Genomic DNA, 20,186 nt, shown 5'->3' with positions numbered 1-20,186 from the left:
ATTCACAGAGCGTCGCAACGCGGATTTCATCCGCTTCCCGCACGCGAATTGAGGCTCGATATTCCGCTGCGATCTGCCCCTCAAGCATCTCATGGACAATCGCCTTAGTTAGTTACGAATAGAGCCTGATAAACGCTCCTGAAGAATTTGTCGCTCATGTCCTGTATCAGGTGGTCATCGACGTACCCGCCGACGTGCCACGTACGTTGCCCCCTGAGTTCATTTTCCACCTCATCGTTGAACGGGGCAGATGCGTCAACGGCGGCTGAGGGCCTGCTGCGCCCTCTGTCCTCCTTCCTCTTTGACAGTGTTCACCTCACTGAAACAGTGTGATTCGCCCAAACCATTTGTTTCGGGTCTGAAGTCTCGTAGCATTTTATCCGTGTGTTTCTGGCCGGAGCCAGCCTGATGGATGGAGATCTATTCCCGATACCCGGATCTGCAGTCTGTTAATGCCCCGCCCGGCATGAGCGCTTTCAGAGAGGCCATGGCAATCAAAGTAATTTGCCGCGCCTGATGGAAAGCTAACAGATGGGTCCCCGTCGCTCCGGGCAGCAGGGTTTGCGTATTCCGGGCCGGACGGGACATGTATGGAGAGCGAGTGATGAGCGAATTCTCGAGTGAAAAGTCCAAATCCCCCTGGCATGCTGGTGAGCTGGCGATGCAGCAGACGACGGGAGTGGCAGAAGCCATGACTGAGGTTGGAAGGCAAGTGATCCGCGAGTATATGCCCGACCGACATCGGGAATTCTTTGAGCAATTACCGCTCGTGTTTGTCGGTACGGTTGACCATGCCCAACAGCCCTGGGCAACAGTAGTCACGGGAACGCCGGGATTTGCCCGGTCGCCCGACACGCGAACGCTAGAGCTTTACTCGCCGCTGGACAGCGCCGACCCAGCGAGCGCCGGAGTTTGGACCGGAGGTTCCGTGGGGCTGCTAGGTATCGATTTGTCTTCGCGCCGCCGCAACCGCATGAATGGCATTGTGGTGCGTGCTGACTGTGACGGGTTTAGCGTAGCGGTCCAACAAAGCTTCGGTAACTGCCCCAGCTACATCCAGCGACGATCGCTCGAGGTATCGTCTGCCCCGAGGCGAACGTCGGAAGCGCAGCGATCCGTGGGAGGCAAACTTGACCAGCGTGCGCGGGAGATGGTGGAGAAAGCAGATACGTTATTCATTGCGACCTACGCTGACGTCGAGGGCAACTACCAGGTAGACATCGGTCACCGTGGCGGAAGAACTGGGTTCGTGCGGATCGACGAAGACGGCACGCTGACGTTTCCCGACTTCGCGGGAAATTCATTCTTCAATACTTTGGGTAATATTTTGCTCAGCGGCAAGGCGGGATTGTTATTTGCGGACTTCGCCAACGGCGACCTACTCCAAATCACCGGTAGTGCCGCAATCGTTTTTGACTCCCCGGAAGTCGCGGCTTTCGAAGGAGCGGAACGCATCGTGAGATGCATGCCACAAGAGGTGGTATTCCGTCCAGGCGCGCTTGCCTTGCGTTGGAAAGATGACCCCGATGGCTTGTCGGTGAATACTGAAATGACCGGCGACTGGGCAACGGCGAGTGCGAGATTGAAAGAGCGCGCCTGACGGGAACTGCCGCCTAGCGATGCGTCAGTAATTGGGTGATCTGGTGAGCATGATGAGTTGGGAATCGGGTAGGGACGTCTTTCTGGTAGACGTACGGGTCGTGACTACGGCGACGCGTTATCGCACTCGGAGTGAACGGCCGAGAGCAGGAAGACAAAGCGGAGCGCTGAGCGGCACGGCGGTCAGGAAAACCAACCTGGTAGATTTGCCAGCGTGCCGCGGGGTGCGTCCGCACCGCGAGCGAGCACGCGATTACGACACGATCAAGGTACCGAAGCGGGTTGTGCGGGCGCAGCCACCGGGTCAGCAGCCGATGCGGCGTTTGCGGGCGTGGCGGCGGAGGACGCCACAGGCGCGGACGCCGATTGCCCCCCCGCCGCGCCACCCGCCGTCGTTGCGCCAGTTGTACCTGCGGCGCGCGCTTCGCCCGCATCTTCATAGTTCGGCAACCGGTTGTTCGAAGTACCGGACCCGCCCGAGCCATCCTTGGCGCCCGAGCCGCCCGACTCGCCCGGATCCTCATAATTTGGCAGGCTGTTGTTTGACTTGCCCGCGCCACTAGAGTCGCCCGACTCGTCGGGCTCGCTGTAATTCGGCGGCGGCGCGGCGGTTCCCTTCGAGCCGCGAATCAGCGATTCGCGCTGCTGGCGGTAGGCGTCGCGTACGAACGAATACGGGTCGAGCGCCGCCTGCTTGAGCAGGTCAGTCGCGCCGAGCAGGTCGGAGCGCCTGCTGATGAACTGCGCAATATACATCGGATCGCGCACGGCGGGCTCGAGGTAGTTGACGACGGCGAACTTCACGTCCACGCCCATGCCGATGCCGTCGCGCACCGAGCTCGGCCCGAACAGGGGCAGCACCAGGTAGGGGCCGGCAGGGACGCCGTAATGGCCCATCGTCAGACCGAAATCCTGATGGTGCTTCGGCAGGCCCGCCTGCGTCGCGAAGTCGATCAGGCCGCCAATACCGAAGGTCGTGTTCATCGCGAGACGCATGAGGTCTTCAGTCGCGTCGGTGATCTTCAACTGCAGCAGGTCGTTGGCAAAGTTGCCGACGTCGCCGAGGTTCGAGAAGAAGTTCGAGATCGCCTGACGCAACGGCTGCGGCGTAACCTTCTGGTAGCCTTTCGCAATCGGCTGCGCGATGTAGGTATCGAGTTTGTCGTTGAACTTGAAGATCGCGCGGTTGACCGGCTCGAGCGGGTCACCGGGCTTGCGGTCGGGACCGGTGGCGCAGCCCGACGTCACAAGGAGTGCCAGGGTTACCACCACCATCGTGCGGGCGGCTTGTTTATTCTTCATTGATCGACCCCCTGGATTTGCGATCGTGCGTGCTCTGCGCGGCCCTTGTCGACTGTCAAAGCGTTTTGTTCGGCACGGCCCGCTAGCGACTCACTTCCAGCGACGCGCGGCGCATTGCTCTGGACGCGTCTTGATGCATCGCGGGCGATCGAAGAAGGTCAACGGTTACAACGAAGATCCAAGGGATGTTCCATCCTATCCCAACCGCGTCCCTCCAGCAGCCAACGACTGTCGCTGCCCAGCCTGAACCCCTGACAAGTCGGGTCTGCAACTTGGTTCGCAACGTCGTCTACGCACACCACGAAAGGCTACCCGATCAGCCGCACAGAGCTATGCATAAACCTGTCCGCGCTTGAGCCGCCCGGTCACTGCCGACACCGTCAATTAGCCGGGATATAGCAAAGTCTTCGGTTCATTCGTACAGCGCGAACTGCCCCCGCGTCATCCCGCACGCCGAATTTTTGGCTACGCGCTCAAGGTCGCAGCTGCCGCGGCGAGCACCACCTCGACGACATCTCCCGGCGCGGTCACTGACGGTGTATGGTCAACGCGGCGCCGATACACGGTCGCGCCCATGCGCTCCGCCATGAACGTCTGCGTCGCCGGATTGATCATCCGGTCTTCCTCTGCCACCAGATACCAGCTCGGCTTCGTTTTCCACGCGGGCGTCTCGACCGGTGCCTGGATGCACTCCACCGATATCGGCCGCTGGACCGCCGCACTGATCGCCTTTTCCTCGTCGGTCGCATTTTGTGCAAACGCGTTCTGGAAACCCGTCGCCGGCATCCAGATGAAGCCGTTGCTTTTCGGAACCAATTCGGGCGAGTCCGGGTGCTTTTCATCGCGGTAGAACATGTCGGCCACGGTCTCACCCGCATCCGGCGCGAGCGCGGCGACGAACACGAGCGACTTTACGCATTCATCGTTGACCGCGCCGATCACGGCGCCCGCATACGCATGCCCCACCAGCACGACCGGCCCTCCCACCCATTCCAGAACAGCGGCCACGGCCTCCGTGTCCTCACGCAGAGACTTGAGTGGCACAGGTGCGCAAATCACCTGCAAGCCGGCCTCCTCCAGCGGACGGATCACCTTGCTCCAGCTCGAACCATCGGCCCACGCGCCATGCACCAGCACGGCGGTTGCGCCCGTCTTGTACGAACTCATACGAGACTTCCTCCAAAAAAATCCGCCCGTTGTTCCCCGCGCTCACTGCTTGATCGCACCGAGTTGCTTAATCAGAGTCAAGTTCTCCTCGATACAGGCATCACTTCTTCCATTGCGTGAACCACTGGCGTTTGCACAAACAATTCAGCGGCCATCAGCCCACCATCGACCACTTCCTGACCGCCGCCATCATCCGTCTCTCCGTCATCGCCCCGAAAACGCCGCGTAACAGCGCTACACCGTGCTCCGCAGGGCGCCTCGTCAGGCGGCTCACCAGAGGCCGTCGCCGCGCCACGCGGCCCAGCTCGCCCTCAGACCCCCTTCACTTCGCCACCGTCCATGCGAAGCGCCGCGCCCATGAACCAGCCCCCCTGCGGCGACAACACAAACGCAATCAATTCCGCGATGTCCTCCGGCGTGCCATATCGCGTGATCCCCACCTTCGCGGGGAATTTCTCCAACGCTTCCTCCACCGTCATCCCGTGCGCCGGCGCATACTTCTCCATGTACGAGCGGCGACGGTCGGTCATGACCGGCCCCGGCAAGACGCTGTTCACTTGCACACCGTCCAGCCCCCCCCGGTCTGCAAATGCCTTGGCCATCGCGACAATTGCGGCGTTGACCGTCGCGACCGCCGCGAAGCCCGACTTCGGCGCCTGCGCCGAATTGCCCGATGTGAAAATCACCGATCCGCTCGTTGCCTTCAGCGATTCCCATGCATTGACCGCCAGCCGTCGCGCACCATGCAGCTTGAGCGCGAAGCCGTCGTCCCACTGCTCGTCGGTCATCTCGAGCACATCCACCTGGGGCACCGCGCCGGCGATGTTCACCACGGCATCGATTCGCCCGAACTTCTTCAATGTGTGCTCGACCGCAGCTTTCGCTGCCGACGGCTCGCGAAGGTCCAACCCCAATGGGAGCGCCTCCGCGCCGGTCGCTCGAATGACCTCTGCGGTTTGCCCCAGCAGGTCCTCGCTCCGAGCGATAGCGACGACGCCACCGTAGTCCTTCGCCAGACGAATAGCCGTCGCCCGTCCGATGCCACGACTTGCTCCCGTCACGATCGCGATTCTCTGAGCCATTTAGATCACCTTGCGCCAAGTTGAACGAGTCCCACGCCTCCTTGTCTGCGTGGAGCCTATCTTCCGATCGAGTGCCGTCGAGGCAGTCGAGTTCATACCAGCAATCTCGCCGTCGTCGGTGCTCGTCACAACGCTGCTTCCGCTTTAACAATAGATCCCCGTTCCTCTCATCGCCGACCTCACGACCTGGAAGTACTTTCCCGTCATTGCTTCCATGATTCCCCGAGGCGAATCCAGGTTGACGTTTGTCCAACACACGTTTTACGACTGGAGCACATGTCAAGCTGGAGTTCCCAACAGTTCAACCATCTGCATCACTGCGATCCGTTGGATGCGAGTAGTTTCGGCGAGCGCGCTGGCATTAGCCATGAATCAGAGCTAATAGCAGCTATGCTCACAGAGCAGAGCTCGGCGCGCATTCACGCGCGATCTGCATCATCAACGAAGTCATGGCAGCCAAAGGACGTCCTCTGCGGGTCACGCCAACAATTCTCCGCCTCATCAAGGGCTGATCGATTTTCACCCCAACGAGGTGATATTCCCGCAGCAGTTTCGAAGGAATGAGGTCGGGAAGTACGCAATGGCCACAGGTCAACGACACGAGCTTGAGCATCGCGTCGACGGTCTCGACCTCGGCCGCCACGGTGGCGTCAAAGTCCTTGGTGTGCAACATGCTCCGCAATGCGTAAGTAGCCGGAAATACAACGAGGGGGGGTGCGTCCTTTCGCAGATCGACACTGGGGAGCGATGCGAATGGCGAATTTTGATGCACGACCAAGCACATGTCCTCGACGAACAGCGGCGTGATATCAAGCTCGTCCGACGCAACAGCCGAGTCGTAGACAAATCCTATCTCCGCTTTGCCGCTCTCAACGAGCTCGACCACAATCGGGGAGCTCCGGCCCAAAAGGGCTACGCTCGCCCTTGGCCGCTGCGCCATGAACTTTGCGACTACCTCCGCCATGAAGTAATAACTCAATGTATGAATCGTGGCGACATTCAAATTGCCGTCAGTCACCCCATGCTGATTCTGGATCTGGACGATCGTGTTGTCGACCAGATGGTACGCAGACGTGGTGGCTTCGAGCAGCCGTTTCCCCGCATCCGTGATCCGTACACCGCGCCCGTGGCGGACGAATAGTGGCTGTCCCACGTACGCCTCGAGGCACGCCAGTTGTCGGCTCAAGCCTGATTGGGTGAGCGAAAGCGCCTCCGCAGCGCCCGACAGCGATTCGTGACTCGCGATCTCGATGAAGAGTCTGAGCTGATGATCAATGTTGGTTTTCATGAATGCCCTCGCTCTGGGATTCCCTGTAGCGAACGTTTCCCCCACATCGACTCAACGTCGCCGCAGGACGGCCGAACAGCGGGCCATCAGCGAAGCAGGAGGCTCTCAGGCGTGATTCCCCTCGGCAGGACAGTCGAGCCGAGAGATTGATCGAGAGGCGTTCCCGTCCAGGCACGTTCGCAGTAAGTAAACGCATCATCGGCGTATTGCGAAGAGTGGTTCACATATAATAACCTTATATCGCAATTAATACAGGTTACCTACATCGAAGTTACACGCAACGAGATCTATAGGTTCGTGTCGTGTCTCGCCAACTTTCTGCTCGAAATCCCATGTCATCGATTCCGGGATTGGGAGAAAGAGTCATTCTGATGATTAGGGGTTAACCAGCACGTTCGATCCTCCTAGACTGCCCTCATCGGTTGCACAAGGCGTCGCACCGAACCATTAAAGTCATTGGAGGTATCCAAAATGAAGTCCCTGATTAAATCTGTCTCACTGGCCTTGGCCCTTATCGTGCCGGCTGCCGCGTTCGCTCAGTCGAATGCCCCAGTTACTCGTGCTCAGGTGCGCGCTGAACTCGTTCAACTCGAGAAGTCCGGATATCACGTAGGCGACGGCGATAACGCGCATTACCCCGACGCGCTTCAGGCCGCTGAAGCGAATGTAGCCGCCCAACAGCGCACGGTTGCGAATAGCGGCTACGGCGGCGTCACGAGCGGTTCATCGGACGAGGGACAGTCGACGGTGTCGAAGTCCGACTGGAATACGATGTACAACCATCCGTAAGCAGACGGCATCGAGGCACGGCTAGAAGCGATGTGTGAGGCCAACGGCTACGACGACCCGCTGATTCTTGGTCGAGGGGGTAAGCGTAAAGACGCCGGCGTCGGGGGCATTGATTCCGTTGCCGCCGCCGACACGTTGATAGCCGCCTCGATGTACAGATCAGTACGCGGCGTTGCGCCGCCACGCGAGGATGTCAACGTGGACCTCGTGTACGTGTACAACACGCCGAGGCCCACGTTGGGACGCAGGAGGTAGCGGCCGTTGATCTTGACGTTGTCGAATTTGATGCAGTTGCCGGCGCCGTTCGGTGGACCCGGCAGCACATCATTGCTCGGGTTGCCGCGCTGATCGCTACGTTGCACAAGTGAGAGTCTCCCTGTACGTCTACAACCGAGCACAACTCGGGGCCAAGCCCCCAGTGTTCGATTCCACGACTTGAACACGCCAAATATTACATTTACGCTACACTTGGAGCGGCCGCGTCAACATTCGAAATCTTCGTGCCCTCGACGGCAACAGCCAGAAGTAGGGTGTACCCTCTCTGCTTCGCCTTACAGCAGATCAGTCAGTCGGGCACGTTGTCGCCCAGACTCCTGTATATTCGGAATAACGGTTACCGGGACGGCGACGGGATTTGACGATTGTAACTTGTAAATTGCATGTTTACAGGTTACAATTGGGGCCAAGTTACTGGAGAAACGTTAATGGCCGCCCCTGAGTTCTTGGTACTCGCAGACGACTCGGCGCTAGACTTCATGAATACTGTGGCATTAGTCGACGACGGTCTCTACGACTTTTTGGGGACCGACGAAGATGTTGTTGCATGGCTGAAAACAATAGGATTTCTGGGCGAGCACGAAAAACCCTCGTTTAAGCACGGAGCGCTGGTCAAGGCTGCACATGCGTTGCGCGACGTCATTCGAAAGCTTGTCTTTCAGAAGAAGCAAGGAAAACGAGTTGATGTCGCGTTACTGAACGCGTTCTTGAGCCACTCGCGTTATAGCGTCAGGTTGGTTCGGGAAGCGACTGGAGAGCTCCAAGTCGTGCATGACTACGAGAAATCCACGCCGGAACAGTTGCTGACAGAAGTAGCCGAGGCCGCTGCTGAACTTCTGGCGACCGGAGACTTTGACCTGGTCAGGAAGTGCGAGGCTGAAGACTGCGTCTTGTGGTTCTACGACAGGACAAAAGCGCATCGCCGCCGCTGGTGCAGCATGGCGATGTGTGGAAATCGGCACAAAGTCGCGAACTTCCGAGCACGGCAAAAGCACGCCAGCCAAAGCAAATGAATTCCCGCGATGCAGGCAATGCCCAAGGGGCCAGCGAACCTCGGTCGGTAGAAAGAGTTGTGTCCGCAGACATGGCTGGCGCGGAAACCCCTAACCCGAGTTCTGCAATAGAAAACGAATAACCCCTCGCGTCTTGCAGATTTTTCGAACCTTATTCAGGTGCAGTATGGATGGCCTGAACCCGTCCGCTTCCCCGGCTGCTCGACGAGTGCTGTACGAATTTCGAGTTCACCCATCGCCTCTATCGCTCCGGATTAGGCGTCGACTACTCGGGGTTCCCGCGCATACGAAACTGTGTGACCTTATGACGATTTCCACATAGTGCCATCTCACACCATCTTCGACGGTGAGATTTCGTTCTGTCGTAGAACCACAAGCTGCAGTCAACGTTTTCGCATTTGCGAATGACCCGAAAATCGCCCCTCGCGAGCAAGTCTGCCGCGGCGACCGCAACCGCCATCAATACCTGACGCGGGGTGTCTGATGAAAACCTGCGCACCACGCGCAACTCTCCCTCGTCGTCTCCCGACAACTCAATCCGATAGTTGCCGCCGGCCAGATACTCGTTAAGTACACTCACCTCGATGGCGATGCCGACTCTCCGCCGGCATATCAACTCACGCACACGCTCCCTCAGAAGCCGCGCTTCCCGGGACAATTCCTCTGGTTCCATTCCCGTGGCGACCGGCGTCGCCGCGAGGCCCGATTGTTCGAGCCATCGAACGACCGCCTCGCCTGTAGCAAGAAGGTCGACGGTCTTCTCACCCTGTCGAACAATAGTGTTCAGAAATCCGAGAACCGCCTCATGGGCTGAAGTCATTCCCAATCGTGCGGCCATCGATCACTCCCGAAAAATAAATCGTGAATGTAACTGGTAACGGCATTATTGACAAGTTACGCAACAGTACTATGATTCAAAAGTCATCGAACATCCGGTGCCACGGTACGAGCATTGTGCTTTGGGACGCTGCAGATCGCCGTGTCGTCGCGGCGCATGGTGGCCAAACGGACGCCACGGGTGGCGGCGAAACGTCGGATGAGGTATGAGTAATTGGCATAGCTCGAACGCGTCACCCGAGGTGGCGGCATGGCATCAGAGACGATGGATTGATGCTGGGCATAGAAGAGAGGCCTTCACATGGGTCACCTGGAAGCAATCAAGATCTTCACGCGAGTAGCGGAGACGAACAGTTTTTCGAAAACTGCCGATCTGCTGGATTTGCCGCGTGGTACCGTCAGCCGAACCATCCAGACACTGGAAGAGCAGCTCGGCGTACGATTGCTTAGTCGGAGCACACGGCAGGTGAGCGTGACTGACGCCGGAAGGATTTACTACGAATGTTGCGTCAAGTTGCTTGCAGATCTCTCCGAAGCAGAGGCTGCGTTATCTAGCACGCAGTCTGTTCCCAGTGGCACAGTGCGGGTCGACACCTCCGGGACGATCGCAAAGGCGCTGATCGTGCCTTCATTGCACGAGTTTTTCGGGAAGTATCCGAATATCGAAGTCCGGCTTGGACTTGCGGACCGCAACATCGACCTGATCCAGGAAGGCGTCGATTGCGTGATCAGAGCAGGAGCCCTTGAGGAATCGAGCCTCGTGGCGAGACGTATTGGCGAGGCGAGAATTGTGACCTGTGCGTCCAGAGACTACCTCAGAACACGCGGCGTTCCAGAGTCCCTCGAGGATCTGAAAAACCACTGGGCGGTGAACTATGTTTCAGCACGCACGGGAAAACTGCTCCCGTTCGAATTCGGCGCGAACGGCAAACAGGTCAAGTTGACACTGCCCAGCAAATTGTCTGCGAACGAGGGCACCGCCTATATCGATGCCGGCGTTCGTGGATTCGGTATCATCCAACCGTCACGCTACCTCGTAACCGAATTGCTGAAGGACGGCGTACTACAGGAAATCCTTCCTACCTTCCGATGTTCGCCAATTCCACTTTCGATCGTCTACCCGCATCGCAGCTTCATCAACTCCGCAACACGCGCTTTTACCGATTGGATTACGAAAATCTGCCATCGTAATCCAGACCTTCGCGGCTGACCCAGTAACGCTTCACCTCGACGAGACGCACTTCCGTCGGCTCGCCCTGCTTTGCCGCGCCAAGTCACTCAACCTGGCCTGGATCGCGACAGCCTCACCTGACCTACTCGACTCCGACGCGGCTCTGACTGTTTCCCCCATATTCGACCTCTCAGATTCGTCATGCGCGTCCACGCCCGGCACCCTCCGTAGCGGCAGGCAACGCGTTAGCCCCTTCCTGCAAGGTGCCATGGTGGTATTCTGTCTGAGCAATACCCTGACCTTGCAGTTCGGGCACGATCTCTCTGACACAATCTATCCAGTCTTCGCGCTGCACGGGGACCATCAGGTTGCCCAATGCAGGCGCTCTCCATCCGCACACCTGTCCCTTCACAACGTGCGTCGGGCTTGCCTGCTGTCCTGCCGACGGGTACCGCCGGATTTACTCGTCAACCACTACGACCATCTTGCCGTTGGCCTCGTTCGCTTCCATCACACGGTGCGCCTCCCGGATCTCCTCGAACCGGAAAATACGCGACGGCTTCGCCGCGTACTTCCCCGCCTCAATGTCCGCCGCAATCGCTTGAAGGGGAACGTCGGACAATGGAAATCCTGGCGTCCCGAACACAAAGCTCCCAAAGAACGTCAAGTCAACACCACTGGGCATTTGCAACAACGGATTGAAGTCCGCAATAGGCGCCAACCCGCCCAGCCATCCGGCCAGGCACGCCTTTCCGTCACGACGAAGCATCGAGAGCGAATCCAGCACCGTGCTGTTACCGACTAGATCCAAAACTGCATCAAGCTGCTTGCTTTCGGGGATATGCCTGGAAAGATCCGGGCGCTCGATCTCGCAGCGGCTCACACCGAGCGCCTTCAGCTTTTCGAAACGGGCCTCGTTGCGCCCCGTGGCGATGACCGTCAACCCTGCATTGACGGCCATGTTCACCGCGGCCAGTCCGAACGACGACGTCGCCCCTCGAATAACGATCGTCTGTCCTCGTTGAATCTTGAGGTTTCGGAACAGGCAGGTCCAGGCCGTTGCATACGTTTCCGGAATGGCCGCCAATTCCGCCCATGGCAAATCCGATTCGATCACCGCCACGTTCGTTACCGCAGCACGCGTGTATTCCGCGTAGCTGCCATTGATTGTGCGACCAAGTCCCCCCATCAACGCCGCGACCTTTGTTCCTACGGTGAACTCACCTCCCGGGCACGACTCAACGATGCCGACACATTCGATCCCGCTCACAGGGGCCGCTTCCGCCCACTCGCCCCGGCGCATATGCAACTCGGCGTGATTGAGCCCAAACGCCTTGATCTTGATGACGACCGTTCCTTCCTTGGGCTCCGGCTTCGGGATGTCCTTGTACACCAGGCATTCGAGTCCGCCAAATCCATCCAGTACCACTGCTTTCATAACGCTCTCCTCTGACCTTGCTCAGTTAAATCACATCCCGACTTACATGTTCACGAATCACGTGCCTCTCAAGCAATCAGGTTCCTCGCCACCAATTCGTCCATTGCCAATGCAATCTCCTCGACAGGTGTTTCGCCCGCGAAGTCGCCCTTATCCAGCATCGTTGCATCAGCTGGTAAAGCTTCAGATTCGACTGATAGTCGTGGAAAATATCGAGTTGGATCTCCTTCTGGCAACACGACTGCAGTGCTCGACTCGCCCGCCTCACGATAAAGCGCATCGACTCCATCAGCTTCAATCCGGTTGATGCCCCCGCGAAAGCTACGCCCCTTCGACATGGAACCTCCGTGATGAACCGACCAATTCGGCGACTGACATTGATTGTCAAGACGTATCGTAGTCACCTCTCGTAACTTTTCAATATATTTTTTACCGGTTAGTGCATCAAAGCGGTCGTGCTGCCTGGACGCGCGTCCCGCCCCACTAGCCACGCTGGCTGTTCTGATGTATGCAACAGATCCTGGTTCATTGGCGTCGCCAATCGGTCATGGAAATTAACGTAATGGTATGTTTTTACTGACTATTCATCTAAACTGCGGCCACCCGGGACAGTATCCGTTCACGTGCGGCGAGCCACAATAAGGGACGCGACACAATGGAGATGGGTCCCAGAAGCACGGCAGACTGCGTTGAAAGCGGAGACAATCTGCACGTCGGGTACAGTTCACTTATTCAAAATTGATACAAGTGAAGAATCCAGATGGGCGTGGGCCCACCCACCCGGACGTTTTGCTAAATCCTCACGATCTTTAATGTGTTAGTTCCCCCGGCCCGGCCCATCGGCTCGCCCACGGTCAGCTCGATCATGTCGCCGCGCGCGACCATGATGCCGTCGGACGAATCGAGAATCTCCTGCAGCGCCGGAATGGCCTCGGCGCGCTCGATCTTCGCGATCATCTTCGTCGAGAGCTCGCCGCCCACGCGCACGGTCGTGTGAATCTCGCTGCCGATCACGCTCACGACGTCGAGCACGAGCAGGCCGTCGTTGAGCAGCAGCACGTCGGCGGGCTTCAGTCGCGCGGCAGGTCCTTGTAGTCGGGGCCGACACGCTCGTCGTTGCCGAGCTCGCACTCGGCGTCGAGGATGAAGGGCTGGCCCGGCTCGAGCATCGTCTTGCCGTTCTCGAACTTGCCTACGCGGATCTTCGGGCCTTGCAGGTCGGCCATGATCGCAACTTCGCGGCCGGCCTGGCGGGCGCATTCCCGCACCATTTCGGCACGCTGACGGTGGTCGTCGGCGGTGCCGTGCGAGAAGTTGAGGCGCACCACGTCCAATCCCGCGCGGATCATTTTCAGCAGGATGTCCGGCGTGCTGGAAGCCGGACCGATGGTGGTTTCGCGCCGCCGGTTCTTTGATGCAAAAAAATAATTCCGTACATAAGTATGCTTATTAAGTTACGAGATCAACCAATCCCCAATTCCCCGCACTGAGAAATATCTGCGTGACACGACTATCGCAAACTGTCGTCAACAATTGCACTTCTCCCGCCTGGCATCGAAGATGGAGATACGACGCCCGATGAATTCAAGCTCATAGCGACTATGAGCGTCACTCCCCTTTCGGGACGCTTTCGCGCGCAATATTAAGCAAAAGGGCTGTCATGGGCGACAACTGGCGCCCACGGTGCGTTACCGCAACAACTTGACGCCTCATTAAAGGCCGCTCGATATTGACTCGTACCAGTTGAAACTCCTGCAACAACTTTGCCGGGATTAGGCTCGGCAAAATGCAATGCCCGTGTGTCAGGGAAACCAGCTTCAGCATTGCATCCACCGTTTCAACTTCGGCCGCCACCGTCACATCGAATTCCTTCGTGTGCAACATCCGCCGCAGGGCATATGACGGGGGAAACACGACCAGTGGGGGAGCGCCCTCTCGAAGATCCACGCCAGGAAGAGAGGCGAACTCCGAATTCGCATGCACCACGAAGCACATGCTCTCCTCGAACAAAGGCGTAATATGTAGCTGGTCGGACGCTACCGCTGCATCGTACACAAATCCAATTTCCGCCTTGCCAGCTTCGACAAGTGAAATTACTTCAGGGGAGCTGCGGCCGAGCAATGCCACGCTTGCTTGTGGACGCTGGGCCATGAACTTTGCCACGACATCCGCCATGAAGTAGTAGGTTAAGGTGTGGATCGTCGCAATACGGACCGCGCCGCGCGTGACACCATGCTGGTTGCGTACTTCAACTATCGCATCGTCGATTAGTTTGTATGCGGAGTCGGTAGCGTCCCGCAGCTTCTTTCCGTCCTCAGTCAGCTCTATGCCGCGCCCGTGCCGGACAAATAAGGATTGGCCAATATATCCCTCGAGGCTGGCCAACTGCCGGCTGAGCCCAGATTGCGTGAGCGACATGGCATCCGCAGCTGCCGAAAGCGAATTGTGACTCGCTATCTCCGTGAAGAGTCGAAGCTGATAGTCAATGTTACTTTTCATGCCCGCCCCCTTACGCAGGAGTCGGCACCAAGGCATACTCAGTTTGCCGGCCTGAAACAATGCGGTTAGTAAGAAATCACCAGAAAGCATGCACGCATTGTAGGCGCATCCAAATAACATGACTGCCTTCATGTTCGCTACGATGCACGCCGAACATTTCGTCTAGATATCCCAACTCCTCGCCCATCGGGAACACCACTTCTTCCTGGCTGTCTCACAGAGCCCTTTGTGCTTGACCTCCTCGATCCTCCGCCTGATGTCCTGATTTCGGACCCAATAAAGTAGCCCAGAGATTTTATCGTAGCCACTTACGTCTCGTTCTATAGAGTACATTTTCAAAGCAACCAGGCTATCGATACGTCAGCTTGCATCTCTCACGCGCACGGTGGGTAAAGCAAGCGGCGGCAAGAAGCTGGCTTTCACAATAAAGGCTGTACCCTTCCGAAATTCCGCTGTTCCGCTTGAGCCATCAATTTGTCCAATTCTCATGCCGAGGTGGATTTGCTGGCAACACGAATACTCATCCACCTCACCGACCTTTGGCGGCCCCGCGTGCTGCTGCCCCGGGCGTCAACGTCCGCCAGGAATCCTTACCGATATATAGTTGCTTACCGACTTCACTGTCGGCGCCGAAGCAGCGGCAGCCACCGCCAATGGAATTTGCGAGGCGTCCGGCACGGTTCCCGCCAGTAACACGACACCATCCTTCGCCTTGATCCGGATGCCTGAAGCATCCAGACCTTTGGTGTGAAGTAGCGCATGTCGCACGGAGCGAACCGTCTGCCGATTCTCCGCTCGCATTTCTTTTCTAGACATCGTTGCTTCCGGCGCAGACGCCTGAGGCTCGTTGGCCTGTGCAAATGCGTCATAGGTCGAGAACAACCCACAATACACCAGGGTCAACAAACACAAAGAAGTTCTCATCGTGACACCTCTTTTGACCTATGCGATTGAAGAATCCCTTCGCTTCATCAAGCGCCTCAATCGGTAGAGTATTCCAATCAATATTAGTAACCACGAGCGCTTTTACAAAGCAAATCATGTCGATATCACGTACGGCAGCTCGCAGTCCGACACTATTCCAGGCAAACTCGCGTTGCGCGTAGTGGAGAACGATTCGCCGTCAAATTTCTCAAAAGGATTTGCGCCCCCGATATGCTGATTACTGGTGCGTGCAAACTTGAAGATGAGATATGAATTTACGGAATACCTTATACACGGTCTTCGCTCTTCATCAAGTGCGGCTGACATACTCAGGATGTCAAATCACATTGCCTCTGGACATTACTCATCGTCATATCAGGCAGTCAGTTTTGCAAGATCAGAGGCCGTAGGCTATCGTAAAGCGAACGTTCCAAAAAGCTCTTTTGTGACCTTGGAGAGGAGGCCGTGTATTCGGTAGAGCCGCGTCCAAACGTGTTGCTACTCGACTTCCACGCACATCACCTGGACGGTGATGTGCAAGGCATCGCCTCTTGGGGCCTGGCCTGATCGCGGTCGCCCATCTTTTTGGCGACCGATGATCCCGGCTCTGTGCCAGCCGCCACTTTGGCTCGTCCGAGGCCAGGAAGCCGAAACAGGCGTGAAGGATAAGGATGCAAATTCTGGACCTGATAGGACGACTGTCCAGGGATCCATTGGCCTTCGACCTCGATCTCGCGCCGAAACGGCTCAAGCATGCGTGTCGGCGTTCCAAGCAGGGCTGCGTTGTTGATCACGTTCTATTGCACCCGCAGCAATACGCAGGAGCAGATACGGACTACCCTGTATGGTCACAGCTCGCGCTCCTTCTGGCGAACCTCGCGACGATCATGAAATTCGCCCAACATCTTGTCCGTCCCGGAGTGAGGTATAAGCTGGTGTGGCTAGCTGTGGTAGTTCCGATCGTCACCAGATCGCTGGCAGCAGTCCGCATTCTATTCTCGAGGCCCGCAGGCCATCGTCTGGATCCGATACTCAGTACGAACGTGGCGAGTCACGACGACAAGCTTCGGTTTGCTCTCTCTGCCGTCACTTTTCCCAATGACGCAAGCAATCTCACCCCAACAAGCCTGGCGCTTGCGGGTGCCGTTGAAAGGCTCCGCACCTGTGCCAAAGAACTGTTTGTTCGTTTTGTCGATTCCTACGAGATGTTCTTACCGGTTTGGGGCCGCAGCCATGTTCTGAAGAACGTTACCACGATGGATATAGCTGCTCCGCTCAACCATCGCTGTCTACGGCGGTGAAGCCTGACGCATGGATTCACCTATCGTCACTTTCACTCACCCTTTCAGGAGGGCACATGTCCGGTAGAAAACTCACCACCGCCGCGGGTTGTCCCGTCTCCGACAACCAGAATACGATGACCGCCGGCGCCCGGGGCCCGGCGTTGCTACAAGACGTCTGGCTGCTGGAGAAGCTCGCTCACTTCGACCGGGAGGTAATTCCCGAACGACGCATGCACGCGAAAGGGTCCGGTGCGTATGGCACCTTTACCGTCACACACGACATCACCAAGTACACCCGCGCAAAGATATTTTCCGCGGTCGGCAAGAAGACGGACCTTTTTGCGCGCTTCACCACCGTCGCCGGCGAGCGCGGTTCCGCTGACGCCGAGCGCGACATCCGCGGCTTTGCCGTAAAGTTCTACACGGAGGAAGGCAACTGGGACATGGTTGGCAACAACACGCCAGTCTTCTTTTTGCGCGATCCTCTCAAGTTCCCCGACCTGAACCATGCCGTCAAACGCGACCCACACACCAACATGCGGAGCGCGAGGAACAACTGGGACTTCTGGACTTCGCTCCCGGAGTCGCTACATCAAGTCACAATCGTGATGAGCGATCGCGGCATTCCTGCCAGCTATCGGCACATGCATGGTTTCGGCTCGCATACGTTCAGTTTCATTAACAGCGCCAACGAGCGCCACTGGGTGAAGTTCCACTTTAAGTGTCATCAGGGGATCAAGAATCTGACTGACAGCGAAGCGGAATCAATCATCGGCAAAGATCGTGAAAGTCACCAGCGTGACCTTTACGAAGCGATCGAGCGGTCCGACTTCCCAAAATGGACACTTTACGTGCAAGTAATGCCAGAGACTGATGCTTCCAAGGTGCCATATCATCCGTTCGATTTAACGAAAGTCTGGCCTCACAGGGACTACCCACTCATCGAGGTAGGCGTGATGGAGTTGAACCGTAATCCGGAGAATTTCTTCGCAGAGGTCGAGCAGTCGGCCTTCAATCCGGCACAGATCGTTCCCGGCATTGGCTTCTCGCCGGACAAGATGCTACAGGCGAGGCTTTTCTCGTACGGCGATGCACAGCGGTATCGACTTGGGGTCAATCTTCATCAGATTCCCGTCAACGCACCGCGTTGCCCGGTTCATAGCTACCATCGCGACGGGCCGTTGCGCGTCGACGGCAACTACGGCAGCACGCTCGGCTACGAGCCCAACAGCTATGGCGAGTGGGAAGAACAGCCGGATTTCCGTGAACCGCCGCAATCTCTTGAAGGGGCAGCCGACCACTGGAACCACCGCATCGATGAGGACTACTACTCGCAGCCGGGGGCACTGTTTCGCCTGATGACGCCGGAGCAGCAGCAGGCGCTGTTCGACAACACTGCCCGCGCGATGGGCGACGCGCCGGAGGAAATCAAGCGCCGGCATATCGCCAACTGTAGCAAGGCGGATCCAGCCTATGGAGCCGGCGTGGCAGCGGCGTTGAGGCTCGTACCTGCATGAACACGAGCAAGCTGCGCAATTGAATTCGTTTCAAGAGGCGGTCAATGACGCCACAGTGTAGGGTGGCGCGGAAGGGGGAATCTTACGCCAGGCAACGGTATTCTTGATTTTTCAGGGCGTTTGATGTAGTTCGCGTAATCGAGGAGACTGCTTCGCCGTCCACCCTGCGGCCCGGCAACAATGCGTTTCGACTCCTGCAGACCGAGGAAAAGCAAAAACCTCATTCTTCTTGCAATGAGTAGCTAAATCCCACAGCGGACAGGACGGGCGACCTTGTCCCGCTTACCCGCCGGTCATGGCGCCCTCATGATTACACATGGCCCTGCGGGTGCGGGCCGAGGAGGCAGAATGTTTCCGGCAGCAACTTCACCCACGAATGCGGTCTTTGTGCAGCCGCTGACTCCTGTCGCACATTCGTTACTTTGGTCTTTCCTTGTTGCTGCCGCACCAATCTGCGTTGCACTTGTTATGCTCGGAATACTGCGTCGGCCAGCATGGCAGGCATCGCTAACGGGTCTGATTGCAGGGATCGCGATCGCGGTCGGAATCTGGGGCATGCCGGCTGGTCTCGCATTCGACGCGGTCGCGGCTGGCATGGCGCTAGCTCTGTTGCCGGTGATGTGGATTGTCTTTAATGGGCTGCTGCTATACAACATTGCCGTGAAGTCGGGCCGGTTCGATCAGTTCCGCCAGTGGATGCTGGATCATCTGCCGGACGACCGCCGGCTCGTGTTGCTCGTCGTTGGGTTCTCGTTCGGATGTTTGCTCGAAGGGATTTCAGGATTCGGCACACCAGTAGCGATTACAAGCGCATTGCTTGTCGGGCTGGGCTTCCCGGCACTTGAGGCACTAAGTTTCACATTGATCTTCAACACTGCCCCGGTGGCGTTCGGCGCGCTAGGCGTGCCGATTACGGTTCTTGGTGCGGTGACGGCGCTCGACGCTAACACACTCGGTGCGATGGTTGGACGGCAATTGCCGTTCTTCTCATTCCTGCTGCCGTTCTATGTTGTGTCGATCTATGGTGGCGTACGTTCGATTCCGAAGCTCTGGCCTGCACTTGTCGTGTCGGGCGGTAGTTTCGCGCTTACGCAATTTGCTACTTCGAACTATCTGGGGTATCAGCTAACCGATGTGCTGTCGTCCTTGACGTCGCTATTCGTGACGATTGCCTTTCTCAAAGTGTGGCAGCCGGAGCGTAATCCGGCCTTCGCGATGCAACGTCCGGCAGTACCCAAAAGCGGCGGCGCCCGGGTCGGCTACGGTGGTTGGGTGCCGTGGATTGTGCTCTCGGTTGTGGTGATCGTCTGGGTGCAAGCGCAGATCGCGTCGCATGGCGAAGTGAAAGTGCAATGGCCGGGCCGGCACAACGGCGTGTTCGTTACGCTTTATCACAAGCCGTACGCGGCGGTGTGGGATTTTCAGCCACTTGGCAATGGGACGGCGATTTTGGTTGCTGCGATTATGACGTCACTCTGGGCGCGGGTCGGTATCACTGACTTCTTTGGTTGCGTCGCGAAGACCTGGCGGCAGACACGCATTGCGATCGTGACTGTGATGATGATCGTCGGCCTTGCCTATTTACTGAACTATTCGGGGATGAGCTATACGCTAGGCCTGGGCGTCGCCTCGACAGGTCCACTGTTCCCGCTCGTCTCAGCATCGCTCGGTTGGGTGGCGGTGTTCCTCTCCGGCAGCGATACCTCGGGTAACGCGTTGTTCGGCAATCTTCAGGTCGCCGCGGCAAAGCAACTGGACCTGAACCCGGTGTTGATGGCGGCAACGAACTCATCAGGTGGCGTGATGGGCAAGATGATCTCCCCTCAGAACATCGCGACGGGCGTATCGACGACCGAACTGAAGGGTCAGGAAGGGGTGGTGTTCGCGCGGACATTCTGGCACAGCATATTGTTGACGATGCTGCTAGGCGTTCTGGTAGTTCTGCAGCAACACGTCTTTGCGTGGATGATTCCGGCATTGCCAGGTTAGTGACGTGTGCAC

General features: G+C 57.6%; 16 protein-coding genes and 1 pseudogene. 7 read left to right on the top strand and 10 right to left on the bottom strand.

All coding sequences use genetic code 11. The features are described 5' to 3' along the window. The first annotated feature begins 604 nt into the window (after window positions 1–604). Entirely contained in the window at window positions 605–1,600 is a 996-nt protein-coding gene (locus BO1_RS53475) for a pyridoxamine 5'-phosphate oxidase family protein (RefSeq protein ID WP_043287287.1), read from the top strand. A gap of 263 nt (window positions 1,601–1,863) precedes the next feature. Here BO1_RS53475 and BO1_RS30855 read toward each other — a convergent pair whose 3' ends face one another. From BO1_RS30855 to BO1_RS30840, 4 genes are all read right to left on the bottom strand, one after another. Next, window positions 1,864–2,901: an MlaA family lipoprotein gene (locus BO1_RS30855; protein WP_245643948.1), complete on the bottom strand. Its 1,038-nt coding sequence runs from the start codon at window positions 2,899–2,901 to the stop codon at window positions 1,864–1,866. A gap of 465 nt (window positions 2,902–3,366) precedes the next feature. Beyond that, window positions 3,367–4,068 (bottom strand): alpha/beta fold hydrolase, encoded by a 702-nt coding sequence (locus BO1_RS30850; protein WP_028220846.1) that lies wholly within the window; start codon window positions 4,066–4,068, stop codon window positions 3,367–3,369. A gap of 311 nt (window positions 4,069–4,379) precedes the next feature. Continuing rightward, entirely contained in the window at window positions 4,380–5,150 is a 771-nt protein-coding gene (locus BO1_RS30845) for an SDR family oxidoreductase (RefSeq protein ID WP_028220845.1), read from the bottom strand. 394 nt (window positions 5,151–5,544) lie between these two features. Next, window positions 5,545–6,438 (bottom strand): LysR family transcriptional regulator, encoded by an 894-nt coding sequence (locus tag BO1_RS30840; RefSeq protein ID WP_028220844.1) that lies wholly within the window; start codon window positions 6,436–6,438, stop codon window positions 5,545–5,547. A 471-nt stretch (window positions 6,439–6,909) separates the two neighbouring features. Between BO1_RS30840 and BO1_RS30835 the strand changes: the two genes are divergently transcribed. Then, window positions 6,910–7,227: a DUF4148 domain-containing protein gene (locus BO1_RS30835; RefSeq protein WP_028220843.1), complete on the top strand. Its 318-nt coding sequence runs from the start codon at window positions 6,910–6,912 to the stop codon at window positions 7,225–7,227. Window positions 7,228–7,931: 704 nt separating this feature from the next. Continuing rightward, window positions 7,932–8,516 carry a CGNR zinc finger domain-containing protein gene (locus BO1_RS30825; RefSeq protein ID WP_028220841.1) on the top strand — a complete coding sequence of 195 codons (585 nt, stop codon included), beginning with the start codon at window positions 7,932–7,934 and terminating at the stop codon, window positions 8,514–8,516. 265 nt (window positions 8,517–8,781) lie between these two features. Here BO1_RS30825 and BO1_RS30820 read toward each other — a convergent pair whose 3' ends face one another. Beyond that, a complete protein-coding gene (locus BO1_RS30820) occupies window positions 8,782–9,354 on the bottom strand; it encodes a CGNR zinc finger domain-containing protein (protein WP_028220840.1) in 573 nt (190 codons plus the stop codon). Between the two features lie 300 nt (window positions 9,355–9,654). Between BO1_RS30820 and BO1_RS30815 the strand changes: the two genes are divergently transcribed. Beyond that, the gene (locus BO1_RS30815; protein ID WP_028220839.1) at window positions 9,655–10,563 is read left to right on the top strand and encodes a LysR family transcriptional regulator; all 909 of its coding nucleotides are present in this window, start codon (window positions 9,655–9,657) and stop codon (window positions 10,561–10,563) included. Between the two features lie 421 nt (window positions 10,564–10,984). Here the strand turns inward: BO1_RS30815 and BO1_RS30810 are convergent, their stop codons facing one another. From BO1_RS30810 to BO1_RS58140, 5 genes and pseudogenes are all read right to left on the bottom strand, one after another. Next, window positions 10,985–11,962, bottom strand: a complete 978-nt coding sequence (locus BO1_RS30810) for a zinc-binding alcohol dehydrogenase family protein (protein ID WP_028220838.1) — start codon at window positions 11,960–11,962, stop codon at window positions 10,985–10,987. A gap of 68 nt (window positions 11,963–12,030) precedes the next feature. Continuing rightward, entirely contained in the window at window positions 12,031–12,300 is a 270-nt protein-coding gene (locus tag BO1_RS59610; protein WP_156992486.1) for a hypothetical protein, read from the bottom strand. Window positions 12,301–12,826: 526 nt separating this feature from the next. Further along, window positions 12,827–13,350, bottom strand: a pseudogene (locus BO1_RS58145) (pyruvate kinase); the annotation flags it as partial. A 220-nt stretch (window positions 13,351–13,570) separates the two neighbouring features. After that, window positions 13,571–14,593 carry a LysR family transcriptional regulator gene (locus tag BO1_RS30790; RefSeq protein WP_245643947.1) on the bottom strand — a complete coding sequence of 341 codons (1,023 nt, stop codon included), beginning with the start codon at window positions 14,591–14,593 and terminating at the stop codon, window positions 13,571–13,573. A gap of 438 nt (window positions 14,594–15,031) precedes the next feature. Continuing rightward, window positions 15,032–15,385 carry a BON domain-containing protein gene (locus BO1_RS58140; RefSeq protein ID WP_084688291.1) on the bottom strand — a complete coding sequence of 118 codons (354 nt, stop codon included), beginning with the start codon at window positions 15,383–15,385 and terminating at the stop codon, window positions 15,032–15,034. A 671-nt stretch (window positions 15,386–16,056) separates the two neighbouring features. On the opposite strand from BO1_RS58140, the gene BO1_RS56610 reads away from it, so the two are divergent. From BO1_RS56610 to BO1_RS30775, 3 genes are all read left to right on the top strand, one after another. Then, entirely contained in the window at window positions 16,057–16,686 is a 630-nt protein-coding gene (locus BO1_RS56610; protein WP_052409668.1) for a hypothetical protein, read from the top strand. 56 nt (window positions 16,687–16,742) lie between these two features. Continuing rightward, window positions 16,743–18,185 (top strand): catalase, encoded by a 1,443-nt coding sequence (locus tag BO1_RS30780; RefSeq protein ID WP_028220834.1) that lies wholly within the window; start codon window positions 16,743–16,745, stop codon window positions 18,183–18,185. 348 nt (window positions 18,186–18,533) lie between these two features. Next, window positions 18,534–20,174 (top strand): L-lactate permease, encoded by a 1,641-nt coding sequence (locus tag BO1_RS30775; protein ID WP_028220833.1) that lies wholly within the window; start codon window positions 18,534–18,536, stop codon window positions 20,172–20,174. Window positions 20,175–20,186 lie beyond the last annotated feature (12 nt).

It is taken from the genome of Paraburkholderia oxyphila NBRC 105797 (assembly GCF_000685075.1).
Classification (GTDB): Bacteria; Pseudomonadota; Gammaproteobacteria; order Burkholderiales; family Burkholderiaceae; genus Paraburkholderia; species Paraburkholderia oxyphila.
This window is presented reverse-complemented; position numbering and strand designations above follow the sequence as displayed.

Coding starts and splice junctions, on each gene's coding strand:
- BO1_RS30845 (WP_028220845.1), bottom strand. CDS start 5,150: ATGGCTCAGAGAATCGCGATCGTGACGGGAGCAAGTCGTGGCATCGGA.
- BO1_RS30810 (WP_028220838.1), bottom strand. CDS start 11,962: ATGAAAGCAGTGGTACTGGATGGATTTGGCGGACTCGAATGCCTGGTG.
- BO1_RS30825 (WP_028220841.1), top strand. CDS start 7,932: ATGGCCGCCCCTGAGTTCTTGGTACTCGCAGACGACTCGGCGCTAGAC.
- BO1_RS30780 (WP_028220834.1), top strand. CDS start 16,743: ATGTCCGGTAGAAAACTCACCACCGCCGCGGGTTGTCCCGTCTCCGAC.
- BO1_RS30820 (WP_028220840.1), bottom strand. CDS start 9,354: ATGGCCGCACGATTGGGAATGACTTCAGCCCATGAGGCGGTTCTCGGA.
- BO1_RS30835 (WP_028220843.1), top strand. CDS start 6,910: ATGAAGTCCCTGATTAAATCTGTCTCACTGGCCTTGGCCCTTATCGTG.
- BO1_RS56610 (WP_052409668.1), top strand. CDS start 16,057: ATGCAAATTCTGGACCTGATAGGACGACTGTCCAGGGATCCATTGGCC.
- BO1_RS30855 (WP_245643948.1), bottom strand. CDS start 2,901: ATGAAGAATAAACAAGCCGCCCGCACGATGGTGGTGGTAACCCTGGCA.
- BO1_RS30840 (WP_028220844.1), bottom strand. CDS start 6,438: ATGAAAACCAACATTGATCATCAGCTCAGACTCTTCATCGAGATCGCG.
- BO1_RS30790 (WP_245643947.1), bottom strand. CDS start 14,593: ATGAAGGCAGTCATGTTATTTGGATGCGCCTACAATGCGTGCATGCTT.
- BO1_RS59610 (WP_156992486.1), bottom strand. CDS start 12,300: ATGTCGAAGGGGCGTAGCTTTCGCGGGGGCATCAACCGGATTGAAGCT.
- BO1_RS30850 (WP_028220846.1), bottom strand. CDS start 4,068: ATGAGTTCGTACAAGACGGGCGCAACCGCCGTGCTGGTGCATGGCGCG.
- BO1_RS30775 (WP_028220833.1), top strand. CDS start 18,534: ATGTTTCCGGCAGCAACTTCACCCACGAATGCGGTCTTTGTGCAGCCG.
- BO1_RS30815 (WP_028220839.1), top strand. CDS start 9,655: ATGGGTCACCTGGAAGCAATCAAGATCTTCACGCGAGTAGCGGAGACG.
- BO1_RS53475 (WP_043287287.1), top strand. CDS start 605: ATGAGCGAATTCTCGAGTGAAAAGTCCAAATCCCCCTGGCATGCTGGT.
- BO1_RS58140 (WP_084688291.1), bottom strand. CDS start 15,385: ATGAGAACTTCTTTGTGTTTGTTGACCCTGGTGTATTGTGGGTTGTTC.